Origin of the sequence: Streptomyces sp. NBC_00667 (assembly GCF_036226825.1) — a bacterium.
GTDB lineage: Bacteria > Actinomycetota > Actinomycetes > Streptomycetales > Streptomycetaceae > Streptomyces.
On the sequence record NZ_CP109022.1, the window covers coordinates 4,947,840 to 4,972,197 of the forward strand.

At 73.6% G+C, this 24,358-nt stretch carries 20 protein-coding genes; 16 read left to right on the forward strand and 4 right to left on the reverse strand.

Annotated elements, in window-relative coordinates; all coding sequences use genetic code 11:
• Positions 1 to 22: 22 nt before the first annotated feature.
• The 7 genes from OHA81_RS23050 (at position 23) to OHA81_RS23080 (ending at position 8,724) form a co-directional block, all read left to right on the forward strand.
• Positions 23 to 1,375: a hypothetical protein gene (locus OHA81_RS23050; protein ID WP_329198766.1), complete on the forward strand. Its 1,353-nt coding sequence runs from the start codon at positions 23 to 25 to the stop codon at positions 1,373 to 1,375.
• A gap of 21 nt (positions 1,376 to 1,396) precedes the next feature.
• Positions 1,397 to 2,650, forward strand: coding sequence for a 1-deoxy-D-xylulose-5-phosphate reductoisomerase (gene dxr / locus OHA81_RS23055; RefSeq protein WP_329198768.1), 1,254 nt, complete (start codon positions 1,397 to 1,399; stop codon positions 2,648 to 2,650).
• Entirely contained in the window at positions 2,647 to 3,948 is a 1,302-nt protein-coding gene (locus tag OHA81_RS23060; protein WP_329198770.1) for a M50 family metallopeptidase, read from the forward strand. Before dxr ends, OHA81_RS23060 begins: the two co-directional genes overlap by 4 nt.
• Positions 3,949 to 4,124: 176 nt before the next feature.
• A complete protein-coding gene (gene ispG, locus OHA81_RS23065) occupies positions 4,125 to 5,282 on the forward strand; it encodes a flavodoxin-dependent (E)-4-hydroxy-3-methylbut-2-enyl-diphosphate synthase (protein ID WP_190186818.1) in 1,158 nt (385 codons plus the stop codon).
• Positions 5,283 to 5,456: 174 nt separating this feature from the next.
• On the forward strand, positions 5,457 to 6,299 hold the full coding sequence (locus OHA81_RS23070) for a GNAT family N-acetyltransferase (RefSeq protein WP_329202488.1): 843 nt from the start codon (positions 5,457 to 5,459) through the stop codon (positions 6,297 to 6,299).
• A gap of 118 nt (positions 6,300 to 6,417) precedes the next feature.
• The gene (locus tag OHA81_RS23075) at positions 6,418 to 6,996 is read left to right on the forward strand and encodes a GNAT family N-acetyltransferase (RefSeq protein ID WP_329202490.1); all 579 of its coding nucleotides are present in this window, start codon (positions 6,418 to 6,420) and stop codon (positions 6,994 to 6,996) included.
• A gap of 33 nt (positions 6,997 to 7,029) precedes the next feature.
• Positions 7,030 to 8,724, forward strand: a complete 1,695-nt coding sequence (locus tag OHA81_RS23080) for a proline--tRNA ligase (RefSeq protein ID WP_329198773.1) — start codon at positions 7,030 to 7,032, stop codon at positions 8,722 to 8,724.
• 181 nt (positions 8,725 to 8,905) lie between these two features.
• Here OHA81_RS23080 and OHA81_RS23085 read toward each other — a convergent pair whose 3' ends face one another.
• The 4 genes from OHA81_RS23085 to OHA81_RS23100 are packed head-to-tail and all read right to left on the reverse strand — an operon-like array spanning position 8,906 to position 11,908.
• A complete protein-coding gene (locus OHA81_RS23085; protein ID WP_329198775.1) occupies positions 8,906 to 9,922 on the reverse strand; it encodes a slipin family protein in 1,017 nt (338 codons plus the stop codon).
• A 42-nt stretch (positions 9,923 to 9,964) separates the two neighbouring features.
• Positions 9,965 to 10,867: an aminoglycoside phosphotransferase family protein gene (locus OHA81_RS23090; protein ID WP_329198776.1), complete on the reverse strand. Its 903-nt coding sequence runs from the start codon at positions 10,865 to 10,867 to the stop codon at positions 9,965 to 9,967.
• 16 nt (positions 10,868 to 10,883) lie between these two features.
• A complete protein-coding gene (locus tag OHA81_RS23095; protein ID WP_329198779.1) occupies positions 10,884 to 11,342 on the reverse strand; it encodes a ferritin-like domain-containing protein in 459 nt (152 codons plus the stop codon).
• Positions 11,339 to 11,908: a hypothetical protein gene (locus tag OHA81_RS23100; protein ID WP_329198780.1), complete on the reverse strand. Its 570-nt coding sequence runs from the start codon at positions 11,906 to 11,908 to the stop codon at positions 11,339 to 11,341. Before OHA81_RS23100 ends, OHA81_RS23095 begins: the two co-directional genes overlap by 4 nt.
• 171 nt (positions 11,909 to 12,079) lie before the next feature.
• Between OHA81_RS23100 and rimP the strand changes: the two genes are divergently transcribed.
• The 9 genes from rimP (at position 12,080) to OHA81_RS23145 (ending at position 24,288) form a co-directional block, all read left to right on the forward strand.
• A complete protein-coding gene (gene rimP, locus OHA81_RS23105) occupies positions 12,080 to 12,577 on the forward strand; it encodes a ribosome maturation factor RimP (RefSeq protein ID WP_329198782.1) in 498 nt (165 codons plus the stop codon).
• Positions 12,578 to 12,579: 2 nt separating this feature from the next.
• Positions 12,580 to 13,629 (forward strand): transcription termination factor NusA, encoded by a 1,050-nt coding sequence (gene nusA / locus OHA81_RS23110; protein WP_329198783.1) that lies wholly within the window; start codon positions 12,580 to 12,582, stop codon positions 13,627 to 13,629.
• A gap of 173 nt (positions 13,630 to 13,802) precedes the next feature.
• Positions 13,803 to 14,090, forward strand: coding sequence for a YlxR family protein (locus tag OHA81_RS23115; protein ID WP_329198784.1), 288 nt, complete (start codon positions 13,803 to 13,805; stop codon positions 14,088 to 14,090).
• Positions 14,091 to 14,241: 151 nt separating this feature from the next.
• Complete coding sequence (gene infB / locus OHA81_RS23120) at positions 14,242 to 17,409, forward strand: translation initiation factor IF-2 (protein WP_329198785.1); 3,168 nt, start codon at positions 14,242 to 14,244, stop codon at positions 17,407 to 17,409.
• A 184-nt stretch (positions 17,410 to 17,593) separates the two neighbouring features.
• Positions 17,594 to 17,887, forward strand: a complete 294-nt coding sequence (locus tag OHA81_RS23125; RefSeq protein WP_136213480.1) for a DUF503 domain-containing protein — start codon at positions 17,594 to 17,596, stop codon at positions 17,885 to 17,887.
• 34 nt (positions 17,888 to 17,921) lie between these two features.
• Positions 17,922 to 18,371, forward strand: a complete 450-nt coding sequence (rbfA, locus tag OHA81_RS23130; RefSeq protein WP_329198787.1) for a 30S ribosome-binding factor RbfA — start codon at positions 17,922 to 17,924, stop codon at positions 18,369 to 18,371.
• On the forward strand, positions 18,368 to 19,276 hold the full coding sequence (gene truB / locus OHA81_RS23135; RefSeq protein WP_329198789.1) for a tRNA pseudouridine(55) synthase TruB: 909 nt from the start codon (positions 18,368 to 18,370) through the stop codon (positions 19,274 to 19,276). Before rbfA ends, truB begins: the two co-directional genes overlap by 4 nt.
• Before the next feature lie 298 nt (positions 19,277 to 19,574).
• The gene (locus OHA81_RS23140) at positions 19,575 to 23,210 is read left to right on the forward strand and encodes a serine protease (RefSeq protein ID WP_329198791.1); all 3,636 of its coding nucleotides are present in this window, start codon (positions 19,575 to 19,577) and stop codon (positions 23,208 to 23,210) included.
• 121 nt (positions 23,211 to 23,331) lie between these two features.
• Entirely contained in the window at positions 23,332 to 24,288 is a 957-nt protein-coding gene (locus OHA81_RS23145; RefSeq protein ID WP_329198793.1) for a bifunctional riboflavin kinase/FAD synthetase, read from the forward strand.
• The last annotated feature ends 70 nt before the right edge of the window (positions 24,289 to 24,358 follow it).

The following is a 24,358-nucleotide window of genomic DNA, read 5'->3' on the forward strand; positions in this document are numbered from 1 at the left end:
ACGAGTACGAGGCGGCACAGCGATGGCGACGGCCGAGGAAGACCGCTACAGCCGACGGCTGGCCTGGTGCGTGGCACTGCTGCTGCGCCACGCACCGGACCCGGTCGCGGCCGGGATCCTCGGCCGGCTCGACCCGGCCGCCCGCCGCTACCTGTGCCGGGACGAGCACCTCCCCGCCGGTGCCGTCACCCTGCTGCTACGCGACGGCACCGACGAGGACCGCCGCCACGTCGCCCGCAACCCGCACGTGCTCGGCCGCCCCCTGCCCGGCCTGCCCGGGCCCGCCCGCTACCGGCGCCGTCCCGGGCCCTCGCCGCGCCTCCTCGCCACCCTCGGCGCCGAACTGGGCCACACCCCCACGGCGCCCGGGGAGCCCGGACCGCCACTGAGCAGCGCGGAACTGATCGCCCTGCTGCGCCGCCACGGCAGCCGCCGCCCACGGATACCGCTCGACGTGCTGACCCTGCCGTACGAGCTCGACCCGGACACCCTGCTGCGCGAGCACTCCCGCGCCCCGCTCCCGCCCGGCTCGGTCGAGGCGCTGCTCCTGGTGGCCGGGCTGGACCGGGCGGCCGTCCTCGCCCTGCTCGACACCCGCGCGCAGGACACGTACGGGCCCCACTGGCACCGCCCCGCCGTCCGGGCCGTCCGCACCGGAACCCTGACCTTCGACGAACTCGCGGCGGCCGTCGCACCCGCCCACCGGACCCTGCTGCTCGGACAGGCCCACGCGATCGGGCGCTTCGCCTGGAACCTCGCCGAGTGGGCCGGGATGCGGGCCGCCCTGGTCCGCGTCCTGCACCCGGTGCTCGGCGACGACCCCGGCCTGTGGACGCAACTGCGCCGCAGCGCCCCCGGTTTCGCCGGCACCCTCCCCGAGCTGGCGGCGGCCGTGGCCCGCGGCGGCGCGCCGACGCACCCCGGGCCCGCGCCGGAGGGCCTCGCCGAAGCCGTCGACGCCCTCGCGCCGGGCGCCGTACGGGAACCCGAGCCCAGCGTGGACCGGGAGCTGGCCCTCGCCAGCCTGGCGGTGCCCAACGCGATGGGCGACCTCCACGAGGACATCCGCTGGGTCCGCGCCTGTCTGGACTCGGGCCTGCTCACGGGCGCCGACGTACTGCGGCACAAGGCCCCCGCCGCCTGGGCCCTGGACGAGGACCACTGGCTCGGCGACGACGACTACCCCGACCGGCACGATCGGCCGGCGGCCGTGCTCGCCTCCCGCGCCGAGGCCGGCCGGCTGCTCACGGCGGCCCTCGGCGCCGACGCCGGAGCGTGGTGGCGGGCCGCCCTGACGCTCCCCGACTTCGTCGGGACCCTCCCGGAGTTGCTGGCCGGTGTCGTTCAGGGGGACTCCGTGTCCAACCGCTCCTGAGTTGCGGCAACAATGGGGGGCATGACCGACAGCCCAGCCCCCCTGGCCGACCCGCACCTCCTCTTCGACCCCGCGGTCGGCCGCCGGGACATCGTCATCCTCGGCTCCACCGGCTCCATCGGCACCCAGGCCATCGACCTCGCCCTGCGCAACCCGGACCGCTTCCGGGTCACGGCGCTCTCCGCCGCCGGCGGCCGCGTCGCACTGCTGGCCGAGCAGGCCCGGAGGCTGCGGGTCCAGGCGGTCGCGGTGGCCGACGAGGACGCCGTCCCCGCGCTGAAAGAGGCGCTGGGCGCCCAGTACGGCGGGTCCGAGCCGCTGCCCGAGCTCCTGGCCGGGCCGGACGCGGCAGCCGCGCTCGCCGCTTCCCCGTGCCACACCGTCCTCAACGGCATCACCGGTTCCATCGGCCTGGCGCCCACCCTCGCCGCGCTGCGTGCGGGCCGGACCCTGGCCCTGGCCAACAAGGAGTCGCTGATCGTCGGCGGCCCGCTGGTCAAGGCCCTCGCGAGGCCGGGCCAGATCATCCCGGTGGACTCCGAGCACGCCGCGCTCTTCCAGGCGCTGGCCGCCGGGACCCGGGCCGATGTCCGCAAGCTCGTGGTCACGGCCTCGGGCGGCCCCTTCCGCGGCCGTACCCGCGCCGATCTGGCGAAGGTCACCGTCGAGGACGCCCTCGCCCACCCGACCTGGGCGATGGGCCCGGTGATCACCGTCAACTCGGCGACGCTGGTCAACAAGGGGCTGGAGGTCATCGAGGCGCACCTGCTCTACGACATCCCCTTCGACCGCATCGAGGTCGTGGTCCACCCCCAGTCGTACGTCCACTCGATGGTCGAGTTCACCGACGGTTCGACCCTGGCCCAGGCCACCCCGCCCGACATGCGCGGCCCGATCGCGATCGGCCTCGGCTGGCCCGAGCGGATCCCCGACGCGGCCCCCGCCTTCGACTGGACCAAGGCGATGGGCTGGGAGTTCTTCCCGCTGGACACCGAGGCCTTCCCGGCGGTCGGCCTGGCCCGCCACGTCGGTACCCTCGGCTCCACCGCGCCCGCCGTGTTCAATGCGGCGAACGAGGAGTGCGTGGCGGCCTTCCTGGCCGGTCGGCTGCCGTTCACAGCAATCATGGATACGGTCTCTGCCGTGGTCGATGAGCACGGAACGCCGGACGCGGGAACTTCCCTCACCGTCCGGGACGTCCTTGAAGCGGAGACCTGGGCCAGGGCCCGGGCACGGGAGATGGCGGCACGGGCCGCCGTGGAGGCACGCGCATGACGATCTTGCTGACCTTGATCGGTGTGGTCGTCTTCGTGTTCGGCCTGCTGTTCTCCATCGCCTGGCACGAGCTCGGCCACCTCTCGACGGCCAAGCTCTTCGGCATCCGCGTGCCCCAGTACATGGTCGGCTTCGGCCGCACCGTCTGGTCCCGCAAGAAGGGCGAGACGGAGTACGGCATCAAGGCCATCCCGATGGGCGGCTACATCCGCATGATCGGGATGTTCCCGCCCGGCGAGGACGGCAAGGTCACCGCCCGTTCGACCTCCCCGTTCCGCTCGATGATCGAGGACGCGCGCTCGGCCGCGTACGAGGAACTCCAGCCCGGGGACGAGAGCCGGCTGTTCTACACGCGCAAGCCCTGGAAGCGCGTGATCGTCATGTTCGCCGGGCCGTTCATGAACCTCGTCCTGGCGCTGGCGATCTTCTTCGGGCTGTGGATGACCTTCGGCGTCAACCAGACCACCACCCAGGTGGCGTCCGTCTCGCCCTGTGTCATCCAGCAGAGCGAGAAGCGCGAGGTCTGCAAGGACGGGGACCCGGTCGCCCCCGCCAAGAAGGCGGGCCTCCAGACGGGCGACAAGATCGTGGCCTTCGACGGCAAGCGGGTGACCGACTGGTCCGTGCTCCAGAAGAAGATCCGCGACACCGTCGGCCCGGCCACCGTCACCGTCGTGCGGGACGGGCACGAGCTGACCCTGCGGGCGACGCTCATCGAGAACAAGGTCGCCAAGACCGACGGTCACGGCGGGTACGTCAAGGGCCAGTACGTGACGGCCGGCTGGCTCGGCTTCGGCCCCAAGGAAGTGATCGCGCCGCTCACCTTCGGCGAGTCCGTGGACCACATGGGCGACGTCGCGCAGAGCAGCGTGCAGGGCCTCCTGCGGCTGCCCGAGAAGATCCCCGCCCTGTGGGACGCGGCCTTCAACGGCGCCGAACGGCAGCCCGACTCCCCGATGGGCATCGTCGGCGCCGCCCGCATCAGCGGTGAGATCGCCACCCTCGACATCCCCGGCGAGCAGCGCCTCGCCACGATGCTGAGCGTCCTCGGGATGTTCAACCTCTCGCTGTTCCTGTTCAACATGCTGCCGCTGCTGCCGCTGGACGGCGGCCACATCGCCGGCGCCCTGTGGGAGTCCGTGCGGCGGGGCGTCGCCCGCGTCTTCCGGCGCGCCGACCCCGGCCCGTTCGACGTGGCGAAGCTGATGCCCGCCGCGTACGTCGTCGCCGGACTGTTCGTCTGCTTCACGCTGCTGGTGCTCGTGGCCGACGTGGTCAACCCGATCAAGATCAGCTAGCGCGCGCCCGCCGCGCGGGCACACCTGCGGAGCCGGGCACACACCGTGCCCGGCTCCCCGCGTTCGGGTGGCGCGGACCCCTGCGATGCGTGGGTCACCCGCGCCTTGGCGTAATCTCGAAGCCTGGAGCCCGCCGATCTCGGGACCTTGAACCACACCTTGGGGTTGCACAGCAGATGACTGCCATCTCTCTCGGAATGCCGTCCGTGCCGACGAAGCTTGCCGACCGCCGGGTCAGCCGCAAGATCCAGGTCGGCTCCGTGGCCGTCGGCGGCGACGCACCCATCTCGGTGCAGTCCATGACCACGACCCGCACCTCCGACATCGGCGCCACGCTCCAGCAGATCGCCGAGCTGACCGCCTCCGGCTGCAACATCGTCCGCGTGGCCTGCCCCACGCAGGACGACGCCGACGCACTCGCGACGATCGCCAAGAAGTCCCAGATCCCGGTGATCGCCGACATCCACTTCCAGCCGAAGTACGTGTTCGCGGCCATCGACGCCGGCTGCGCGGCCGTCCGCGTCAACCCCGGCAACATCAAGCAGTTCGACGACAAGGTCAAGGAGATCGCGCGGGCCGCCAACGAGACCCGCACCCCGATCCGGATCGGCGTCAACGCGGGCTCGCTCGACGCCCGGCTGCTCAAGAAGTACGGCAAGGCCACCCCCGAGGCGCTGGTCGAGTCCGCGCTGTGGGAGGCCTCCCTCTTCGAGGAGCACGGTTTCAGCGACATCAAGATCTCGGTCAAGCACAACGACCCGGTCGTCATGGTCAACGCCTACCGCCAGCTCGCCGCCGCGTGCGACTACCCGCTGCACCTGGGCGTCACCGAGGCCGGCCCCGCCTTCCAGGGCACCATCAAGTCCGCCGTCGCCTTCGGCGCGCTGCTCTCCGAGGGCATCGGCGACACCATCCGCGTCTCGCTCTCCGCGCCGCCGGTCGAGGAGGTCAAGGTCGGCATCCAGATCCTGGAGTCGCTGAACCTCAAGCCCCGCCGCCTGGAGATCGTCTCCTGCCCCTCCTGCGGCCGCGCCCAGGTCGACGTGTACAAGCTGGCCGAGGAGGTCACCGCGGGCCTGGAGGGCATGGAGGTCCCGCTGCGCGTCGCGGTCATGGGCTGCGTCGTGAACGGCCCCGGCGAGGCCCGTGAGGCCGACCTCGGTGTCGCCTCCGGCAACGGCAAGGGCCAGATCTTCGTCAAGGGCGAGGTCATCAAGACCGTCCCCGAGTCGAAGATCGTGGAGACGCTCATCGAAGAGGCCATGAAGATCGCCGAGCAGATGGAGAAGGACGGCATCCCCTCCGGCGAGCCCACCGTCGCCATCGGCGTCTGAGGCACCCCGGGGCACCTCGCGGTTTCCCGCCGTCCCCCGCCCGCGTCCCCGTCCCCGCCCCCGCTGCAGGGGGGGCGGGGACGGGGTTTTTCGTGACCTGTGGGACCGGGCATCCCCGAGCGGCGCCGGGTACAGTGCGGAGATCAGCAGACTTGCACGGTGAGGCCCCCAGTGTTGACGCAGACCACCACCCGGGTCCTTGAACCCGGTGATCTCGACCTGGCGCTCGAAGTCCTCGGACGCGAGCCGGTCGAGAACGCCTTCGTCACCTCCCGGGTCCAGGTCGCAGGCCTCGACCCCTGGCGCCTGGGCGGCGAGATGTGGGGCTGGTACCGCGACGGCGAGCTGCGTTCCCTCTGCTACGCGGGCGCCAACCTCGTCCCCGTCTGCGCCGGCCCCGACGCCGTTCGCGCCTTCGCCGACCGGGCCCGCCGCACCGGCCGCCGCTGTTCCTCCATCGTCGGCCCCGCCGAAGCCACCCGGCTGCTGTGGCGCCTCCTGGAGCCCAGCTGGGGACCCGCCCGCGACGTCCGTTCCCACCAGCCCCTGATGATCACCGAACAGTCGTCCGCCGAGGTGCGGCCCGACCCCCTGGTCCGCCGCGTCCGCAAGGACGAGATGGACCTGATCATGCCCGCCTGCGTGGCCATGTTCACCGAAGAGGTCGGCATCTCCCCGCTCGCCGGGGACGGCGGACTGCTCTACCAGGCCCGCGTCGCGGAACTCGTCGGCACCGGCCGCTCCTTCGCCCGCGTCGACGACGGCAGGGTCGTCTTCAAGGCCGAGATCGGCGCGGCCACCCCGCGCGCCTGCCAGATCCAGGGCGTGTGGGTCGACCCCGAGTTCCGCGGACGCGGGCACTCCGAGGCGGGGATGGCCGCCGTCGTGGAGTACGCGCTGCGCGACGTGGCCCCGGTGGTCAGCCTCTACGTCAACGACTACAACACCGCCGCGCGGGCGGCCTACCGGCGCGTGGGCTTCCGTGAGGTCGGCGCCTTCATGAGCGTGCTCTTCTGACCCGTCAGCCTGCTCTTGCGACCCGTCGGGGAGTGCTCCTGCGCGCCGCCCGGGGGCCACAAGACCCGGCGCCGGCCCCGTACCCCTCGCCGCTACCGCCGAGTAAGGTCACCGCATGATGCCTACCCCCGAAGGCGACGGCCCCCACCGGCCCGCCGGACTCCGCATCGGCCCCCTCGACCTCGCCGGCCGCGTGGACGAGGCCCTGCGCGTGCAGGCCGTCGCCTTCGGGCTCAGCGACGAGGAAGTCGGCATCCGGCGCTACATCGTCCAGCGCCACATGACCTGCCCGGGAGCCCGCGCGCTCGGCGCGTACACCGACGACGGCGCGCTCGCCGGCTTCGTCTACGGCATGCCGAACGACCGCGACCACTGGTGGTCCACCGTCGTCGAGCCCTACCTGCGCGCCGGTGACAACGAGGGCTGGCTCGACGGCTCCTTCGTCATCACCGAACTGCACGTGCACCCCGGCTTCCAGGGCCACGGCGTCGGCCGGGAGCTGATCACCAGGATCACGGACGCCGCCGCCGAACCCCGCTCCATCCTGTCCGCCATCGACACCGACAGCCCGGCCCGCGCCCTGTACCGCGCGCTGGGCTACACCGACCTGGCCCGCCGCGTGTACTTCCCGAGCGCGAGCCTCCCGTACGCCGTGATGGGCGCCCCGCTGCCGCTGCGCAGGCCCGGAATGCGGTGACCGACCCGGGGGGTGCCTCGGTAGGCTCGCTCCATGTCAACGCAACACGTGCAGCGCATGTCCCGCCTCCTGGCCAAGACCCTCCGCGAAGACCCGGCCGACGCGGAGACCCTCAGCCACCGCCTCCTCGTCCGCGCGGGCTACGTCCGGCGCAGCTCCGCCGGCGTGTGGACCTGGCTGCCGCTCGGCAAGCGGGTCCTGGAGAACGTCTCCCGCATCGTCCGCGAGGAGATGGACGCCATCGGGGCGCAGGAGGTGCTGCTGCCGGCGCTGCTGCCGAGGGAGCCCTACGAGGTGAGCGGCCGCTGGTCGGAGTACGGGGACCTGCTCTTCCGGCTCAAGGACCGCAAGGGCGCGGACTACCTGCTCGGGCCCACCCACGAGGAGATCTTCACCCTGCTCGTGAAGGACCAGTGCACGTCCTACAAGGACCTGCCGGTCATGCTCTACCAGATCCAGACCAAGTACCGCGACGAGGCCCGGCCGCGCTCCGGCGTGCTGCGGGGCCGCGAGTTCCAGATGAAGGACTCGTACTCCTTCGACGTCAGCGACGAGGGGCTCGCGCAGTCGTACGCCCTCCACCGCGCCGCCTACCAGCGGATCTTCGAGCGGCTCGGCCTGGACCACCGCATCGTCTCGGCGGTCTCCGGCGCGATGGGCGGCTCGGCGTCCGAGGAGTTCCTCGCGCCTGCGGCCGCGGGGGAGGACACCTTCGCGGACTGCCCCTCCTGCGACTACGCGGCCAACACCGAGGCGGTGACCTTCGCCCTGACCCCGGTGGAGGCGCAGCACGGCCCGCTGGAGGAGATCCCCACCCCCGACACCCCGACCATCGAGACGCTGGCGGCGCACCTGGGCGTGCCCGCCTCGGCCACGCTCAAGAACCTCCTCGTCAAGGTGGACGGCGAGATCGTCGCCGTCGGCGTGCCCGGCGACCGGGAAGTGGACCTGGGCAAGCTCGGCGAGCACCTCGCCCCGGCCGTCGTGGAGTTGGTGACGGCGGAGGACTTCACCGACCGCCCCGACCTGGTACGCGGCTACGTGGGCCCGCAGGGCCTGGAGAAGGTGCGCTACCTGGCCGACCCCCGTGTCGCGCCCGGGACTTCCTGGGTGACGGGCGCCAACAAGCCGGACACGCACGCCCGTAACGTGGTCTGCGGGCGGGACTTCGAAGTCGACCGGTACCTGGACGTCGTGGTGGTCGAGCCGGGTGACCCCTGCCCGGCCTGCGGGAGCGGACTCACCCTGGACCGGGCGATCGAGATCGGGCACATCTTCCAGCTGGGCCGCAAGTACGCAGACGCCTTCGGGCTCGACGTGCTCGGCCGCGAGGGCAAGCCGGTGCGGGTGACCATGGGCTCCTACGGGATCGGCGTCTCCCGCGTGGTCGCCGCGCTGGCCGAGCAGACCGCCGACGAGCGGGGGCTGTGCTGGCCGTCTTCGGTCGCCCCCGCCGACGTCCACGTGGTGGCGGCGGGCAAGGCCGTTCCGCTGGCACTGGCCGAATCGGCGGCCACGGCCCTGGCGGAGGCCGGCCGCCGCGTGCTGCTGGACGACCGGCCCGGCCTGTCGCCCGGCGTCAAGCTCACGGACGCGGAGCTGATCGGCGTGCCGTGGATCCTGGTCGCGGGACGCCGCTCCGCCGACGGCGTGGTCGAGCTCCAGGACCGCGCCACCGGCACCCGCGAGGAACTCCCCCTCGCCGAAGCCCTGGCACGCCTGGCCTGAGCCGGTCCGGGCGGCCCGGGGGAACGGGCCGCACCGGCGGACCCGGTGCGGCGCAGGGCCCGGCCCCGCGCAGGACGTTCCGGGCGGCCCCTGCGGACGGCGTGCTCCTGCCCCGGCAGCGGCGGCACCTGCGGGTGGCCGCGGGCAGCCGCGGACGGGAGACGACCCTCCGCACCCCCCGTCAGGCGTCGGGTTCGTCCGGCGCCGACGGCGGGGGCACGGGGTCGCCGGGAGGCAGGACGGGGTCCGGGTCCGGCGAGCCGTTCACGCGGTCGGAGCCGGGCCCGGGTGCCGGGGGTTCCTGCGGGTCCGGGCGCTCCGGCGAGCCGTTCACACGGTCGGCGGCGGACCCGGCCGCCAGGGCCTGCGGCGGGTCCGCGTCCTTCACGGGCCGCGCCGGGCGGGGTGCCGGCGGGGGTGCGGCGGCGTCCGGCGGCGCCGGGGCGGCGCGTTCGAGGAAGCGGAGCAGCTCCACCGGGAAGGGCAGCACCAGCGTCGAGTTCTTCTCCGCGGCCACCGCCACCACCGTCTGGAGCAGCCGCAGCTGGAGCGCCGCGGGCTGCTCCGACATCACCTCGGCGGCCTCGGCCAGCTTCTTCGACGCCTGCAGTTCGGCGTCCGCGTTGATGACCCGCGCCCGGCGCTCCCGGTCCGCCTCCGCCTGCCGCGCCATCGACCGCTTCATGGTCTCCGGCAGGGAGACGTCCTTGATCTCCACCCGGTCGATCTGCACGCCCCACCCGACCGCCGGACTGTCGATCATCAGCTCCAGGCCCTGGTTGAGCTGCTCCCGGTTCGACAGCAGATCGTCCAGGTCCGACTTGCCGATGATCGACCGCAGCGAGGTCTGCGCCATCTGCGAGACCGCGAAACGGTAGTCCTCGACCTCGATGATCGCGCTGGCCGCGTCGACGACCTTGAAGTACACGACCGCGTCCACCCGCACCGTGACGTTGTCCCGCGTGATGCCCTCCTGCGCGGGCACCGGCATCGTCACGATCTGCATGTTCACCTTGCGCAGCCGGTCGACGCCCGGGACGATCATGGTGAAGCCCGGGCCGCGGACGCCCTCACGCAGCCGGCCGAAGCGGAAGACCACGCCCCGCTCGTACTGCCTGACCACCCGCGCGGCGGCGGCCGAGACCGCGGCGGCGCCCAGGCCGGCCGCGATGATCGCTGTCAGCAGTTCCTGGACCATGACGGCCTCCCTGCGGACACATCCTGATATCTACGGTATGCCCTACAGCCAGGCCGCGAATTCCAGCAACAGCTCGGCGTCGCGCCGTCGTCCGGCCGCCAGCGCCCGGTTCCCGGACTCCACCGCGCGGAAGACCGTCCAGCCGCGCAGCCGGTCCCGGTCCACGTCCAGCGCATCCGCCAGCTTGTTCACCCGGCGCCGGGCACCCGAGGCTCCCGCTGAGGAGGCGACCTGGTCCTCCAGCCGGTCCCGTACCAGCCGGGCCAGGTCGTACGCCCGCTCCCCGACCAGCGGATCCGGGCCCACCGTCAGCCACGGCGCCCGCTCGCCCGCCAGTACCTTGCCCTGCCGGAAGTTGCCGTGCAGCAGCAGCTCCTCGGCGGGGGCGGCCGTCAGCTCCTCCCGGACCGCGAGGGCTTCGGCCGCCAGCGCCTCCGTCTCGGGCGGGGCCTTGCGCAGCGCCTCGGCCTGGCGGGCGGTGCGCTGAGCCACCGTCTCCCAGCCGTGCCCGGCGCCCGGCGCCACCCACAGCCGGCGCAGGGTGCCGCAGGCCTCCAGCAGGGCCTTCGCCTCCGGGAGCGAGCGCAGCGACACCTCCGGGTGCAGCCGCTCCAGCAGCAGCCCGCCGTCCTGCTCGTGGTGGCGGGAGTCGAGGATCCGGACCGCGCCGAAGCCGCCCCAGTGCGCGAGCGCCGCGAGTTCGAGGTCCGGCCGGGCCGCGGGCGGGGCGAGCTTCAAAGCCGCCGGAGTCCCGTCGGAGTACCGCACGAGGACCACGAGGCTGCTGCGTCCGCCGGGTGCCTGCACCCGCTGGGCCGCCACCCCGCGCCGGGTCATCGCCTCCTCGGCGAGCCGCGGCAGCCGCTCCAGCCAGTCGGCGTCCCGCGCCGGTTCCGGCGTCTCGCCGAGCGCCCGTACAAGCCGCTGCGGCGGTTCGAAAGCCATGCGTGCGTGATCCCTTTCAGCCGGTCTGGGCGCGGTCCGCGCGTTCGGCGAGCCCAGGGAAGGCTACGCCGCCGCCGCGCCACCGTGCCGCCCGCACCGCGGCGGCGCTCAGCGCGTCGGCCGCCTCGCGGCGCAGCGGGCCGTCCGCGGCCCGCACCAGATCGGAGTAGGCGCCCGCGACGCGCTCCTCGATCTCGGCGGCCAGCCGCTCGGCGTCGGCCGGGCCGCGCACCTCGTACGGAAGCGCGTACGCGGCCTCCGCGGCCCGCGGGGCCCCGCCCATCTCCCGCACCGTCCGGGTCAGCGCGTCACGCCGCGCGAGGTGGTTCCCGTACGCCTCCCGGGCCTCGGCCGCCCGCTCCGGCGAGGTGCGCGCGCCGATCACCCCGTAGCCGTACGCGGCGGCGTGTTCGGCGGCCAGCGCCGACTGCGCGGCTTCCAGCGGACGGCTCGCGGGGGAGGGCGAGGGCTTCACGAGGCGGCTCCGGGGGTGGTCGAGGTCAGCAGGTACGCGTGGACGGCCCCGCAGGCCGCCACCGAGGCCAGCAGCCGGGCCAGCTCCCCCGGCGCGCCCGCCAGCGCGATGGTCCGTGCCTCGGACAGGCTCCGCTCGGTGTCAGCGAGCTCCGTCAGCGCCTCGGCCGCCGTCGCCGGTACGGGCGCGGAGCGCGGCGCCGGGGTCCCGGCCGAGGGGGCCGAACCGGAGGACGAGGCGGAGGGGGCGCCGGCCCCGGCCGGGGGAGCGGACCCGGAAACGGCCAGCGCCGCGTGGTGCGCCGCGACGGCCGCGCGCAGCGGCGCGAGCCGCCCCGCCAGGTCCGGATGGGCGGCGGTGGTGGCGTCGTAACGTTCCAGCAGCCGCTCCGTGTCACGTACGGCGTTCTCCCGCATCCGCCGTTCGAGTGGAATCCCGTTGTCCTCGGGGTTCGCGCCGCTTTCGCCCGTGCATCCGGTGAGCAGCGCGGCCCCGGCCGCCCCGGCGGCTCCGGCGAGCACGCTGCGTCGTGAGGGCCCGTGGGGCGCTGCGGGCAACGAAGGCATGGTCCAGGGCACGGCGACGACCTCCGGAGGTGCTGGCGGGGCAGGGTGTGATCACCGTACCCGGGGCCCCCGCCGGGCGCGCGGACGGCAACACCCTCCGCGACCGGATACCCTTTGACCTGACACGCGACGGAAAACCACAACAGCACACGCGGCCGAGGAGTCACCCGGATGAGCACCACCCAGAGCGACAGGCTGCGCGGGCTGCTGGAGCCGCTCGTCGCCGCCAAGGGCCTGGACCTCGAAGAGATCGAGCTGTCGAAGGCGGGCAAGCGACGGATGCTGCGGGTCATCGTGGATTCCGACGAGGGCGTGGAGCTGGACGCATGCGCCGAGCTGAGCCGTGAGGTCTCCGACCTGCTCGACCAATCCGACGTGATGGGCGACGACGAGTACGTCCTCGAAGTGAGCTCTCCGGGCGCCGACCGTCCGTTGACCGAGCACCGTCACTACGTCCGGGCAACCGGCCGTCTCGTGAAGTTCCAGCTTGCAGAGGGCGGCGAACTGGTCGCCCGCATCCTCGACGTCGACGACGAGGGCATGGACCTCGAAGTTCCGGGCGTGAAGGGCCGCAAGGCGACCGCCCGCCGCATCGCGTTCACCGACATCGCCAAGGCGCGTGTCGAGATCGAGTTCAACCGCAAGGACAAGAAGGAAGAGGAGGCGTAGCCGTGGACATCGACATGAGTGCCCTGCGGGGTCTGGTCCGGGAGAAGGAGATCTCCTTCGACCTGCTCGTCGAGGCGATCGAGTCGGCCCTCCTCATCGCGTACCACCGCACCGAGGGCAGCTACCGGCGTGCCCGCGTCGTGCTCGACCGCAGCAACGGTCACGTGGTCGTGTGGGCGACGGAAGACCCGAGGGATCTCGAAGAGGGCCAGGAGCCCAAGGAGTTCGACGACACCCCGTCGGACTTCGGCCGGATCGCCGCGACGACCGCCAAGCAGGTGATCCTCCAGCGTCTGCGCGACGCCGAGGACGACCTGACCTTCGGCGAGTTCGCCGGCCGTGAGGGCGACGTCATCACCGGAGTGGTGCAGCAGGGCAAGGACCCCAAGAACGTCCTCGTCGACATCGGCAAGCTGGAGGCCATCCTGCCCGTGCAGGAGCAGGTCCCGGGCGAGGAGTACACGCACGGCCTGCGCCTCAAGGCGTACGTCGTCCGTGTGGCGAAGGGCGTCCGCGGCCCCTCGGTGACGCTGTCGCGCACCCACCCCAACCTGGTGAAGAAGCTGTTCGCGCTGGAGGTCCCGGAGATCGCCGACGGCAGCGTCGAGATCTCGGCGATCGCCCGCGAGGCCGGTCACCGCACCAAGATCGCCGTCCGCTCCACCCGCTCCGGCCTGAACCCGAAGGGTGCCTGCATCGGCCCGATGGGCAGCCGCGTGCGCAACGTGATGGCGGAGCTGCACGGCGAGAAGATCGACATCGTGGACTGGTCGGACGACCCGGCCGAGATGGTCGCGAACGCCCTCTCACCCGCCCGGGTGAGCGCGGTCGACGTCGTCGACTGGGACTCCCGCTCCGCACGGGTGACCGTGCCCGACTACCAGCTGTCGCTCGCGATCGGCAAGGAGGGCCAGAACGCCCGCCTCGCCGCGCGGCTCACCGGCTGGCGCATCGACATCCGCCCCGACACCGAGGAGCCCGCGGACCGGGACGCCGACCGCGACGGCCGCGGCGCCCGTGACGGTGAGCACGCCGAGCGGCGCGGGGAATAAAACCATTACCGGCCGGTGCTCACCGGCCGGTAGACAGGGACCCCGGGAACCGGGGTCCCCGGCACGCGGGAGCTGCTCCGGGTCCGCCCGGAGGTTTCCGAATGGATCACGACAACGTCCGTTCGATTTTTCGCCTGAAGGGGTGAGGTCGGTACGGGGAGGTAGACTTAGGCGTGTCTGGCCGGACGCAAGCCCGCGCATGCCCCGAACGCACCTGTGTGGGGTGCCGGGAGCGAGCGGCCAAGAGCGATCTGCTGCGGATCGTGGCGATCGAGGACGAATGCGTCCCCGATCCACGCGGTACGCTGCCCGGCCGGGGTGCCTACCTGCACCCCGCCGTGGTCTGTCTCGACCAGGCGGTCCGCCGCCGGGCGTTCCCCCGGGCCCTCAGGTCCGCAGGAGCGCTCGACACGGAGGCACTGCGCAAAGCCCTGGCCGGTGAGGCCGGGGCGACACCGTAAGAAGAAGTAGTACGGCACGGATACCCCGTGCGGTCAGGTACCTCGCGAGTTGGAAGTAGGTCGAGATTGCGATGAGCACTCGATGAGTACGCGATGAGTACGCCCATGAAGTAGCGACGGTCCGGCGTAACCCGGACCTAAAAGGAGCGAAGTGGCTAAGGTCCGGGTATACGAACTCGCCAAGGAGTTCGGAGTTGAGAGCAAGGTCGTCATGGCCAAGCTCCAGGAACTCGGTGAGTTCGTCCGTTCGGCGTCCTCGACGATCGAGGCGCCGGTTGTACGCAAGTTGACCGACGCACTGCAGGGGCCCGGCGGCAACGCCGGCAAGTCCGCTGCGAAGCCCGGCGCGCCCCGCAAGGCCGCGCCTTCCCCCGCAGCGGCAGGCCGCGCGGGTTCCCCCACGTCCGCAGCGCCGTCCCCGGCCGCCGCGGCACGTCCCGCCGCCCCCAAGCCCGGCGCACCGGTGGCCCCCAAGCCCGCCGCCGCCGAGGCCCCGGCCGCGGGTGGCCCGGTGACTCCGGCCGCCCCCGGCCCGCGTCCCGGTCCCAAGGCTCCGGCCGCCCCGAAGCCCGCTCCGGCGGCGCCCGTGGCGACCGAGTTCTCCGCGCCCGCACCGGCTCCGGCCGCTGCCCCGGCGCGTACCGACCGTCCCGCCGGTCCCGGCGCCCCCGGTCCCCGTCCGGCGCAGCAGCGCCCGGCGGCCCAGGGTGGTCAGGCCCCGCAGTCGGGCGCCCGTCCCGGCGCCCCGCGCCCGGCCGGCACCGCCCCCGGTGGCCAGGGTCAGCGCCCTTCCGGTGGCACCGGTGCCCCGCGTCCGCAGGGCGCCCGTCCGGCCGGTCCCCGTCCGGGCAACAACCCGTTCACCTCTGGTGGCTCCACCGGCATGGCGCGCCCGCAGGCGCCCCGTCCGGCCGGCGCTCCCCGTCCCGGTGCCCCCGGCGCCGGCGGCGGCCAGGGTGCTCCCCGTCCGCAGGGCGGCCCGGCCGGCGCTCCGCGTCCGCAGGGTCCCGGCGGTGCTCGTCCCACCCCCGGTGGCATGCCCCGTCCGCAGGGCGGCGCCCCGCGTCCGGGCGGTGCCCCCGGTGGTAACCGTCCGAACCCGGGCATGATGCCGCAGCGTCCCGCTGCGGGTGGTCCCGGTCCGCGTCCCGGCGGCGGCCCCGGTGGCCGTGGTCCCGGTGCGGGTGGCCCGCGTCCCGGTGGCGCCGGTCGTCCCGCGGGCGGCGGCTTCGCCGGCCGTCCGGCCGGTCCCGGCTCGCGTCCCGGCGGCGGTGGCGGCTTCGGCGGTCCCCGTCCGGGTGGCGGCGGCTTCGGCGGCGGTCCGGCCGGTGCCGGTGGCGGCGGTCGTCCCGGCTTCGGCGGGCGTCCCGGTGGTCCCGGTGCCCGTGGTGGCACGCAGGGTGCCTTCGGTCGTCCCGGCGGTCCGGCCCGTCGTGGTCGCAAGTCCAAGCGCCAGAGGCGCCAGGAGTACGAGGCCATGCAGGCCCCGTCCGTCGGCGGCGTGATGCTGCCCCGCGGCAACGGCGAGACCGTTCGCCTGTCGCGCGGTGCTTCGCTCACCGACTTCGCGGAGAAGATCAACGCCAACCCGGCGTCGCTCGTCGCCGTGATGATGAACCTCGGCGAGATGGTCACGGCCACGCAGTCCGTGTCCGACGAGACCCTCCAGCTCCTCGCGGGCGAGATGAACTACCAGGTTCAGATCGTCAGCCCGGAGGAGGAGGACCGCGAGCTCCTCGAGACCTTCGACATCGAGTTCGGCGAGGACGAGGGCGGCGAGGAATACCTCATGCCGCGTCCCCCGGTCGTCACCGTCATGGGTCACGTCGACCACGGTAAGACCCGACTGCTCGACGCCATCCGCAAGACGAACGTCGTTGCGGGCGAGGCCGGCGGCATCACCCAGCACATCGGTGCCTACCAGGTCGGTACCGAGGTCAACGGTGAAGAGCGCAAGATCACCTTCATCGACACCCCGGGTCACGAGGCGTTCACCGCCATGCGTGCCCGTGGTGCCAAGTCGACCGACATCGCGATCCTCGTGGTCGCGGCCAACGACGGCGTCATGCCGCAGACGATCGAGGCGCTCAACCACGCCAAGGCCGCCGGCGTCCCGATCGTCGTCGCGGTCAACAAGATCGACGTCGAGGGTGCCGACCCGGTCAAGGTGCGCGGTCAGCTCACCGAGTTCGGTCTGGTCGCCGAGGAGTACGGCGGCGACACGATGTTCGTCGACATCTCCGCCAAGCAGGGTCTGCACATCGACTCCCTGCTGGAGGCCGTCGTCCTCACCGCCGACGCCTCGCTCGACCTGCGCGCCAACCCCGAGCAGGACGCTCAGGGTATTGCGATCGAGTCCCACCTCGACCGCGGCCGCGGTGCCGTCGCCACCGTCCTCGTCCAGCGCGGTACCCTCCGCGTCGGCGACACGATGGTCGTGGGCGACGCCTACGGCCGAGTGCGCGCCATGCTCGACGACAAGGGCAACAACGTCGAGGAAGCGGGTCCCTCGACCCCCGTCCTGGTCCTGGGTCTCACCAACGTCCCCGGCGCCGGCGACAACTTCCTCGTCGTGGACGAGGACCGTACGGCCCGTCAGATCGCCGAGAAGCGTGCTGCGCGTGAGCGCAACGCCAACTTCGCCAAGCGCGTCCGCCGGGTGTCCCTGGAAGACCTCGACTCGGTCCTCAAGGCCGGTCTTGTCCAGGAACTCAACCTCATCATCAAGGGCGACGCGTCCGGTGCGGTCGAGGCCCTCGAGTCCTCGCTGCTCCAGCTCGACGTCGGTGAAGAGGTCGACATCCGCGTCCTGCACCGCGGTGTGGGTGCGGTCACCGAGTCCGACATCGCCCTGGCGATGGGCTCCGACGCCATCGTCATCGGTTACAACGTCCGTGCGGCCGGCCGTGCCGCGCAGATGGCGGACCGCGAGGGTGTCGACGTCCGCTACTACTCGGTGATCTACCAGGCCATCGAGGAGATCGAGGCGGCCCTCAAGGGTCTCCTCAAGCCCGAGTACGAAGAGGTCGAGCTCGGTACGGCGGAGGTCCGCGAGATCTTCCGCTCGTCCAAGCTGGGCAACATCGCCGGTGTCCTCATCCGCTCCGGCGAGGTCAAGCGCAACACCAAGGCGCGGCTCCTGCGCGATGGCAAGGTCATCGCCGAGAACCTCACCATCTCCGGTCTGCGCCGCTTCAAGGACGACGTCACCGAGATCCGCGAAGGCTTCGAGGGCGGTATCAACCTCGGCTCCTTCAACGACATCAAGATCGACGACGTCATCGCGACGTACGAGATGCGCGAGAAGCCCCGCGCGTAAGCGCGAGGCGGTTCGCGCCGTGTCGTAAGGCCCGTACGGCCGTTGGTCGTACGGGCACCACCGGGGCCGGTCGGCGGAATATCCGTCGATCGGCCCCGGCCGTTGCGTGTACGGTTCAGGTGACCCTGCCGAGCGTCTGGCCGGCAGGCCACCGAACCCGCACCGGCGGGATATCCGGAACTGCATGTACGTGGGGACTCTGTCCTTCGATCTGCTCCTCGGCGACGTCCACTCGTTGAAGGAGAAACGCTCCGTCGTCCGGCCCATCGTCGCCGAGCTCCAGCGCAAGTTCTCCGTGAGCGCGGCCGAAGTGGGCGACCAGGACCTGCACCGCAGGGCCCGTATCGGGGTCGCCCTGGTGAGCGGGGACGCGGGGTTCGTGTCGGACGTACTCGACCGCTGCGAGCGGCTGGTCGCGGCGCGTCCGGAAGTGGAGCTGCTGTCGGCGAGACGGCGGCTGCACGGTGATGAAGACTGATTGCTTGTCTGCAAGAAAAGAAGGAGACGGACCAGTGGCCGACAATGCGCGGGCGAAGAAGCTGGCGGACCTCATCCGGGAGGTGGTGGCCGAGAAGCTGCAGCGCGGCGTCAAGGACCCGCGCCTGGGTACGCACGTGACCATCACGGACACCCGCGTCACCGGCGACCTGCGGGAGGCCACGGTCTTCTACACGGTCTACGGCGACGACGAGGACCGGGCCAGCGCGGCAGCGGGCCTGGAGAGCGCCAAGGGCGTACTGCGCTCCGCGGTCGGCCGGGCGGCGGGGACCAAGTTCACGCCCACCCTGACCTTCGTGGCGGACGCCCTCCCGGAGAACGCCAAGACCATCGAGGACCTCCTCGACAAGGTGCGCGCCTCGGACGCCGAGGTGCGCGAGGCCTCCTCCGGCGCCACCTACGCCGGTGACGCCGACCCGTACAAGAAGCCGGGCGACGACGACGAGGACGCAGCGGCGGAATGAGCACGCAGGCAGGGAAGACTCCGGACGGCCTGATCGTCGTCGACAAGCCGTCCGGATTCACTTCGCACGACGTGGTCGCCAAGATGCGCGGTATCGCCAAGACCCGCCGCGTCGGCCACGCCGGCACGCTGGACCCGATGGCGACGGGCGTCCTCGTCCTGGGCGTCGAGAAGGCCACCAAGCTGCTGGGCCACCTCGCGCTGACGGAGAAGGAGTACCTCGGCACGATCCGCCTCGGCCAGAACTCGCTGACGGACGACGCCGAGGGCGAGATCACCTCCTCGACGGACGCGTCCGCGGTGACCCGTGAGGCGGTCGACAAGGGCATCGCCAAGCTGACCGGCGAGATCATGCAGGTCCCGTCGAAGGTCAGCGCCATCAAGATCAAGGGCGTGCGCTCCTACAAGCGCGCGCGGGACGGCGAGGACTTCGAGATCCCGGCCCGGCCGGTGACCGTCTCCTCGTTCCAGGTGTACGACATGCGGGACGCGGAAGCCGAGGACGGCACCAAGGTCGTCGACCTCGTCGTCTCCGTCGTCTGCTCCAGCGGTACGTACATCCGCGCCCTCGCCCGCGACCTGGGGGCCGACCTCGGCGTCGGCGGACACCTCACCGCGCTGCGGCGCACGCGGGTGGGCCCGTACAAGCTGGACCGGGCGCGGACGCTCGACCAGCTCCAGGAGGAGTTGACCGTCATGCCGATCGGCGAGGCGGCCGCGGCGGCGTTCCCGCGCTGGGACCTGGATGCGCGGCGGGCCTCGCTGCTCGCCAACGGCGTGCGGATCGAGATGCCGGACGAGTACGGCGAAGGCCGGACGGTCGCGGTGTTCGGCCCGCAGGGGCAGCTGCTCGGACTGGCCGAGAACAAGGGCGGGAAGGCGAAGTCGCTCGCCGTCTTCGTCTGACGTGATGATCCGTGAGGCCTGACGCCTCACGCCTGACCCTGCACGGCTGATGCCTGATGTCTGATGCCTGAGGTTGATGCCTTGACGTGGAGCGGTGAGCGCACATGGACGCTGCTCACCGCTCCACGACCCCCTCGGGTAGGTGTTTATCCACCCGGGGCCCTCTATTCACCCGTCCGAGCAGGCGCTCGGAGTGAATGGAGGGAGCACAAGGGGGCGCTTTCGCCTCGTGTGCTTTTGCCGCTGATCTTCACCTGCCTACCGTCGGAGCACGGAAGCGGCGGGAAGTGGTGCGGCAATGGCGGAGCTCGTCACGATCTGCGATCTCGCCGGGCGGGTGCGGGGCAGCGGCTTCGTCGCCGACGACCGCGGGACGGTGATCACCGGTCACGAGGCCGTCGACGGATCGGACCGGCTGGTCCTGCACGGGCCCGGGGGCCGGACCTGGCTCGCCGGTGCCGCCGATGTGACCGCCCTGCCGGGGCTCGCGCTGGCCCTCGTACGGACCGACGGGCTCGGGGTCCGCCCGCTGCCGGCGGCCCGGCGCGAGGTGGTCGAGCCCGGTACGTACGTACGGCTGCCCGCGCGGGGCTGGCGCCAGGCGCGGGTGCTCGCGGCCGGGGCGGAGGTCGTGCACCGGTCGGGGCAGCGGTGCGACGGGCTGCCGGCCGCGGTGGAGCTGGCCATCGGGACGGACGGGCGGGACGCCCTGCGGGGCGGCGGTGAAGCCTGCGGAGCACCGGTCCTGGACGCGACGACGGGGGCGGTGCTCGCGGTCGTGGTCGCCGGGGGCACCTTCGCCGTGCCGCTGCGCGCGGCGGCGGGGGCGGACGGCGGGGGCCCGCTGCGTGCGGTGCTGGAGCGCAACGCCGCCACCGTGCCGGGGTACGGGGCGGAACTGAACCTCGCGGGCGCACTGGAACTCACCGGGACGACGCTCGGGCCGGTGCTGGGCACGGGGCCGGGCGGGCCGGGTCCCGTCGCGCGCCCCCGGATCGCCGCCGAGCTCGAGGCGTTCACCGCCGGGGACCGGCTCGTGCTCGGGGTGGTCGGCGACCCCGGCACCGGCCGGACCACCGCCCTCGGCGCCCTGGCCGCCGCCCGGGCGCGCGGGGAGCGCCCGGCGCCGACGCTGTGGCTGCGCGGTGCGGAGCTCCGGGAGGGCGACGGATCGCTGGCCGACGCGGTGTCGCGGGCGCTGGCCGGGGCGGGACGGATCGTGGCGGCGGGCGTCGGCGCGGGCGTGGGCGCGGGTATGGGTGCCAGTGCCAGTGCCGGTGTCCGGGCAGGGGCCGGTGGCGCCACGCCGGCGGGGGACTTCGCCCGGGGCGGTGCAGGGGCGGCCCGTGCCGCGGAGGGCTCGGCCCGGGCCGGTACGCCGGGGGCGGGGCCCGTGGTCGGGGGGTCGGGCGAGGCGGCTGCGCCCGGGGGTACGGGCGGTTCCGGGGCGGCCGCCGCGGAGGCGTGGGGCGGGTCCGGAGAGGCGGTGGCGGTGCTGGCCGCCGGGGCCGGGCGGAGGCTGGTGGTCGTGCTGGACGCGCCCGAGGAGATGCCGCCGGGACTCGCGCAGGGCCTCGGGCCGTGGACGGCTGCCACCGCCCGGTGGCTCGGCGGGATCGGGGCCCGGCTGGTCGTCGTCGCCCGGCCCGAGTTCTGGGAGCGGGCCGGCGCCCTCTACCCGCCCGAGGCGCTGTACCGCCCCGCGCGGCCCGCCCCAGGCCTGCCGCCCGCGCTGCCCGTCGCAGACCTGACCCGGGCCGAGGCCGCTGCCCTGCGGGCCCGCCTCGGTATCCCGGACGACGCCGTCCGGGAGGCCGACGCCCGGCACCCGTTGACCCTGCGCCTGCTGGCCGGGGTACGGGCCGCCGGGGCCACCGGGGGCCGTCCGGGCCGCGACGAGGTGTTCGCCGCCCACCTGGACCTCCTCGCCCTGCGGGTGGCGGTGCGCATCGCCGCCTCGGCCGCCGACGCCCAGGGCGCCGGGGTGCACGCGCCCGGGGTGCGACGGCTGGCGGCGCGCGTCTCGGGACGGGTGCACGAGGCCGCCCGGCGGTGCCTGGGTCCGGGACAGGGCAGGCTGGACCGGGCCGCCTTCGAGGAGCTGTTCCCCTGGCGCACCGGCTGGGCCTCGGCCGCGCTGGCCGAGGGGCTGCTGGTCCCTTCGGGGTCCGGCTACCGCTTCGCCCATGAGGAGCTTTCCGACTGGCTCCAGGCCGGTCGCCTCGACGTGCCGACCGCGCTGGACTCCCTCGTGCACCGGGGGCCGGCCACCACCGGCCCGCCCGTGCCCCGCCACCGCGTCGGCCCCGTCCTGGAAGCTCTGCGCAGGCTCCCGCCCGACCAGGCGCGCAAGGTGCTCACCGGGCTGCTGGAGGCCCTGAACGCCTTCGGACCGGCCCCCGACACCGTCTCGGCCCCCGACGGCGTCCCGGCCTCCGACACCGTGGCGGCCTCCGACACCGTCCCGGCCCCCGACACCGTCCCGGCCCCGGAGGGGGACCGGGCCTGGTGGGCCGCCCGGCTGCTGCGCGAGACCCTGCTGCGAGTTCCCGACGCCACGCCGCACCTGCCGGTCCTGCACGCCCTCGCGGAGCACCTGTCCGGGCGGGGGTGCGCAGTCCGGGACCCCGGCGACCCCGGCCACTTCGACGGCCGGTTCTGGAACCGGCTCCGGCTCCCCGAGCCCGACCGGCTGGACCTGCTGCGCAGCCTGCTGCCCTCGGACCACCGCTACCTCGAAGCCGCGGGCCGCCGCCTGGTCCGCGACCCCCGGTACGTCCAGCCCCTGCTCTGCGCCTGGTTCGGCGACGAACGCCGGCTGCGGGGCCGCCCCGGCGCGACCGTGGCCACCGCTGCCCAGGCCCTGCTGCACACCCACCGCGGGCTCGCCGTGGACGACCTCACCGAGGCCCTCGTCACCGCCGCGCACCCCCGCGCCGACGAGCTGCTCGCCGTACTCGCCGAGGACGAGCCCTCCGCACTGTGCCGGGCCGTCCACCGCTGGGCGCACGACGAGCAGCCGGGGCGCCGCGTCGCGGCCGCCGCCTACGGCCAGGCCACCGCCCTGCACGTGCGCACCCCCGCCGACCGGGAGCTCCTGCGCCGGGCCGCCCAGGCGCTGCTCACCCGCCCCGCCGACGCCGCCCTGCACGGCGGCGCCCTCGCGACGCTGCTCCGCGACCCCCAGGTGCGCGCCCGCTACCTGCCGGACGCCCTGGCCTGCTTCCGCGACCCCGGGTGCGGCGCCCGGCTTCCCGCCGAGGCCCTGGTGGCGGCCCTGCCGGTGCTGCCGGATCCGGACGCCGTCTTCGCCGCCCTGCGCGCCCGGGCCGACGGGGAGGTGCTGCGCGCCCTGGCCGCGCTCACCACGCCGGCCCTGGCCCGGCGGGCGGGAGACCTCGTACGGGGGCACCTGGCGCGGTGCCCGTCGGACGCCCCGCACGCCGCCGCGTTCGTGGACCGGCGCCTGGAGCAGGGTCCGGCGGCCGAACCCGTGCTGCGCCCCCTCGTCCTGGAGCTGCTGCGGTCGGCGCCGACGGCGGTCCGGGCCGCCCTGGCCGCGGTGCTGGCCGCGCCCGGCGGGGAGCCCTCGTACCCCTTGCGGGCCGAGCTGGCCGACGTACTGCTGCGTGAGGAGACCGATCCGGCGGTCCTCGACGCGTTCCTCGGGGCCGTCGCGTCCGGGGCCGCCGACCGCCCGCACCGGCGCACCCGTGACCTGCTGAGGCGTACCGGCCGGCAACTGCTGCGGCTCCCCGGCGGGCCCGCGCTGTTCGAGCAGCGGACCGTGGAGCTGTCACGGGCGGACCCGGCGTTCGGCGCGGTGACCGCGCGCTGGCTGGGCGAGGCGACGGCGGAGGCTGCCGCGCTGCTCGGGCCGGGCGCCCGGCGCACGGTCGAGACCCTCGGGCGGGGCGCCCCGGACATCACCTGAGCGGGGAAGGCCGCGAGTCCGACGCCGATGCGGGGCCGCGGCGGGTGGCATGGCAGTCTTAGACCTGCAATCGGCAATCAGTACAGGGTCTACCCACGGGTTCGGGCGAGGAGCGGTCACAGTGCAGCGCTGGCGTGGCTTGGAGGACATCCCCGATGACTGGGGACGCAGCGTCGTCACCATCGGCTCCTACGACGGAGTGCACCGCGGCCATCAGCTGATCATCGGACGGGCCGTGGCCCAGGCACGCGAACTCGGCGTGCCGTCGGTCGTCGTGACGTTCAGCCCGCACCCGAGCGAGGTCGTGCGCCCCGGCAGCCACCCGCCGATCCTGGCCACCTACGAGCGGCGGGCCGAGCTGATGGCGGAGCTGGGCGTCGACGCGCTGCTGATCCTGCCGTTCACGGCCGAGTTCTCCCAGCTGTCCCCGGCCGACTTCATCGTGAAGGTGCTGGTCGACAAGCTGCACGCACGCGCCGTCATCGAAGGCCCGAACTTCCGCTTCGGCCACAAGGCCGCCGGGAACGTCGACTTCCTGCGCGAGCTGGGCGCCACGTACGACTACGAGGTCGAGGTCGTGGACCTGGTGGTGCGGGGAGAGGCGGGCGGCGGCGTGCCGTTCTCGTCGACGCTCGCGCGCAGGCTCGTCGCCGAAGGGGACATGGAGGGCGTCGCGGAAATCCTCGGCCGCCCGCACCGGGTCGAGGGCGTCGTGGTGCGCGGGGCGCAGCGCGGACGGGAGCTCGGCTACCCGACGGCCAACGTCGAGACGCAGCCGCACACCGCGATCCCGGCGGACGGGGTGTACGCGGGCTGGCTGACGGCGGACGGCGAGCGGATGCCGGCGGCCATCTCGGTCGGCACGAACGTGCAGTTCGACGCCACCGAGCGGACCGTGGAGGCGTACGCGATCGACCGCGTCGGGCTGGACCTGTACGGCATGCACGTGGCCGTCGACTTCCTCGCCTACGTGCGGGGGATGGCGAAGTTCGAGTCGCTGGACGGGCTGCTGGAGGCCATCGCCGACGACGTGAAGCGGGCCCGGGTGCTGACGGAAGGCTACGACGCGCAGCGCTGAGCGGCTGCCCGGACGACGCGAAAGGGCCCGTACCTCCCTCTGGGGCGGTACGGGCCCTTTCGCACGCCGG

Coding starts and splice junctions, on each gene's coding strand:
- OHA81_RS23050 (WP_329198766.1), top strand. CDS start 23: ATGGCGACGGCCGAGGAAGACCGCTACAGCCGACGGCTGGCCTGGTGC.
- dxr (WP_329198768.1), top strand. CDS start 1,397: ATGACCGACAGCCCAGCCCCCCTGGCCGACCCGCACCTCCTCTTCGAC.
- OHA81_RS23060 (WP_329198770.1), top strand. CDS start 2,647: ATGACGATCTTGCTGACCTTGATCGGTGTGGTCGTCTTCGTGTTCGGC.
- ispG (WP_190186818.1), top strand. CDS start 4,125: ATGACTGCCATCTCTCTCGGAATGCCGTCCGTGCCGACGAAGCTTGCC.
- OHA81_RS23075 (WP_329202490.1), top strand. CDS start 6,418: ATGCCTACCCCCGAAGGCGACGGCCCCCACCGGCCCGCCGGACTCCGC.
- OHA81_RS23080 (WP_329198773.1), top strand. CDS start 7,030: ATGTCAACGCAACACGTGCAGCGCATGTCCCGCCTCCTGGCCAAGACC.
- OHA81_RS23085 (WP_329198775.1), bottom strand. CDS start 9,922: ATGGTCCAGGAACTGCTGACAGCGATCATCGCGGCCGGCCTGGGCGCC.
- OHA81_RS23090 (WP_329198776.1), bottom strand. CDS start 10,867: ATGGCTTTCGAACCGCCGCAGCGGCTTGTACGGGCGCTCGGCGAGACG.
- OHA81_RS23100 (WP_329198780.1), bottom strand. CDS start 11,908: ATGCCTTCGTTGCCCGCAGCGCCCCACGGGCCCTCACGACGCAGCGTG.
- rimP (WP_329198782.1), top strand. CDS start 12,080: ATGAGCACCACCCAGAGCGACAGGCTGCGCGGGCTGCTGGAGCCGCTC.
- OHA81_RS23125 (WP_136213480.1), top strand. CDS start 17,594: ATGTACGTGGGGACTCTGTCCTTCGATCTGCTCCTCGGCGACGTCCAC.
- truB (WP_329198789.1), top strand. CDS start 18,368: ATGAGCACGCAGGCAGGGAAGACTCCGGACGGCCTGATCGTCGTCGAC.
- OHA81_RS23140 (WP_329198791.1), top strand. CDS start 19,575: ATGGCGGAGCTCGTCACGATCTGCGATCTCGCCGGGCGGGTGCGGGGC.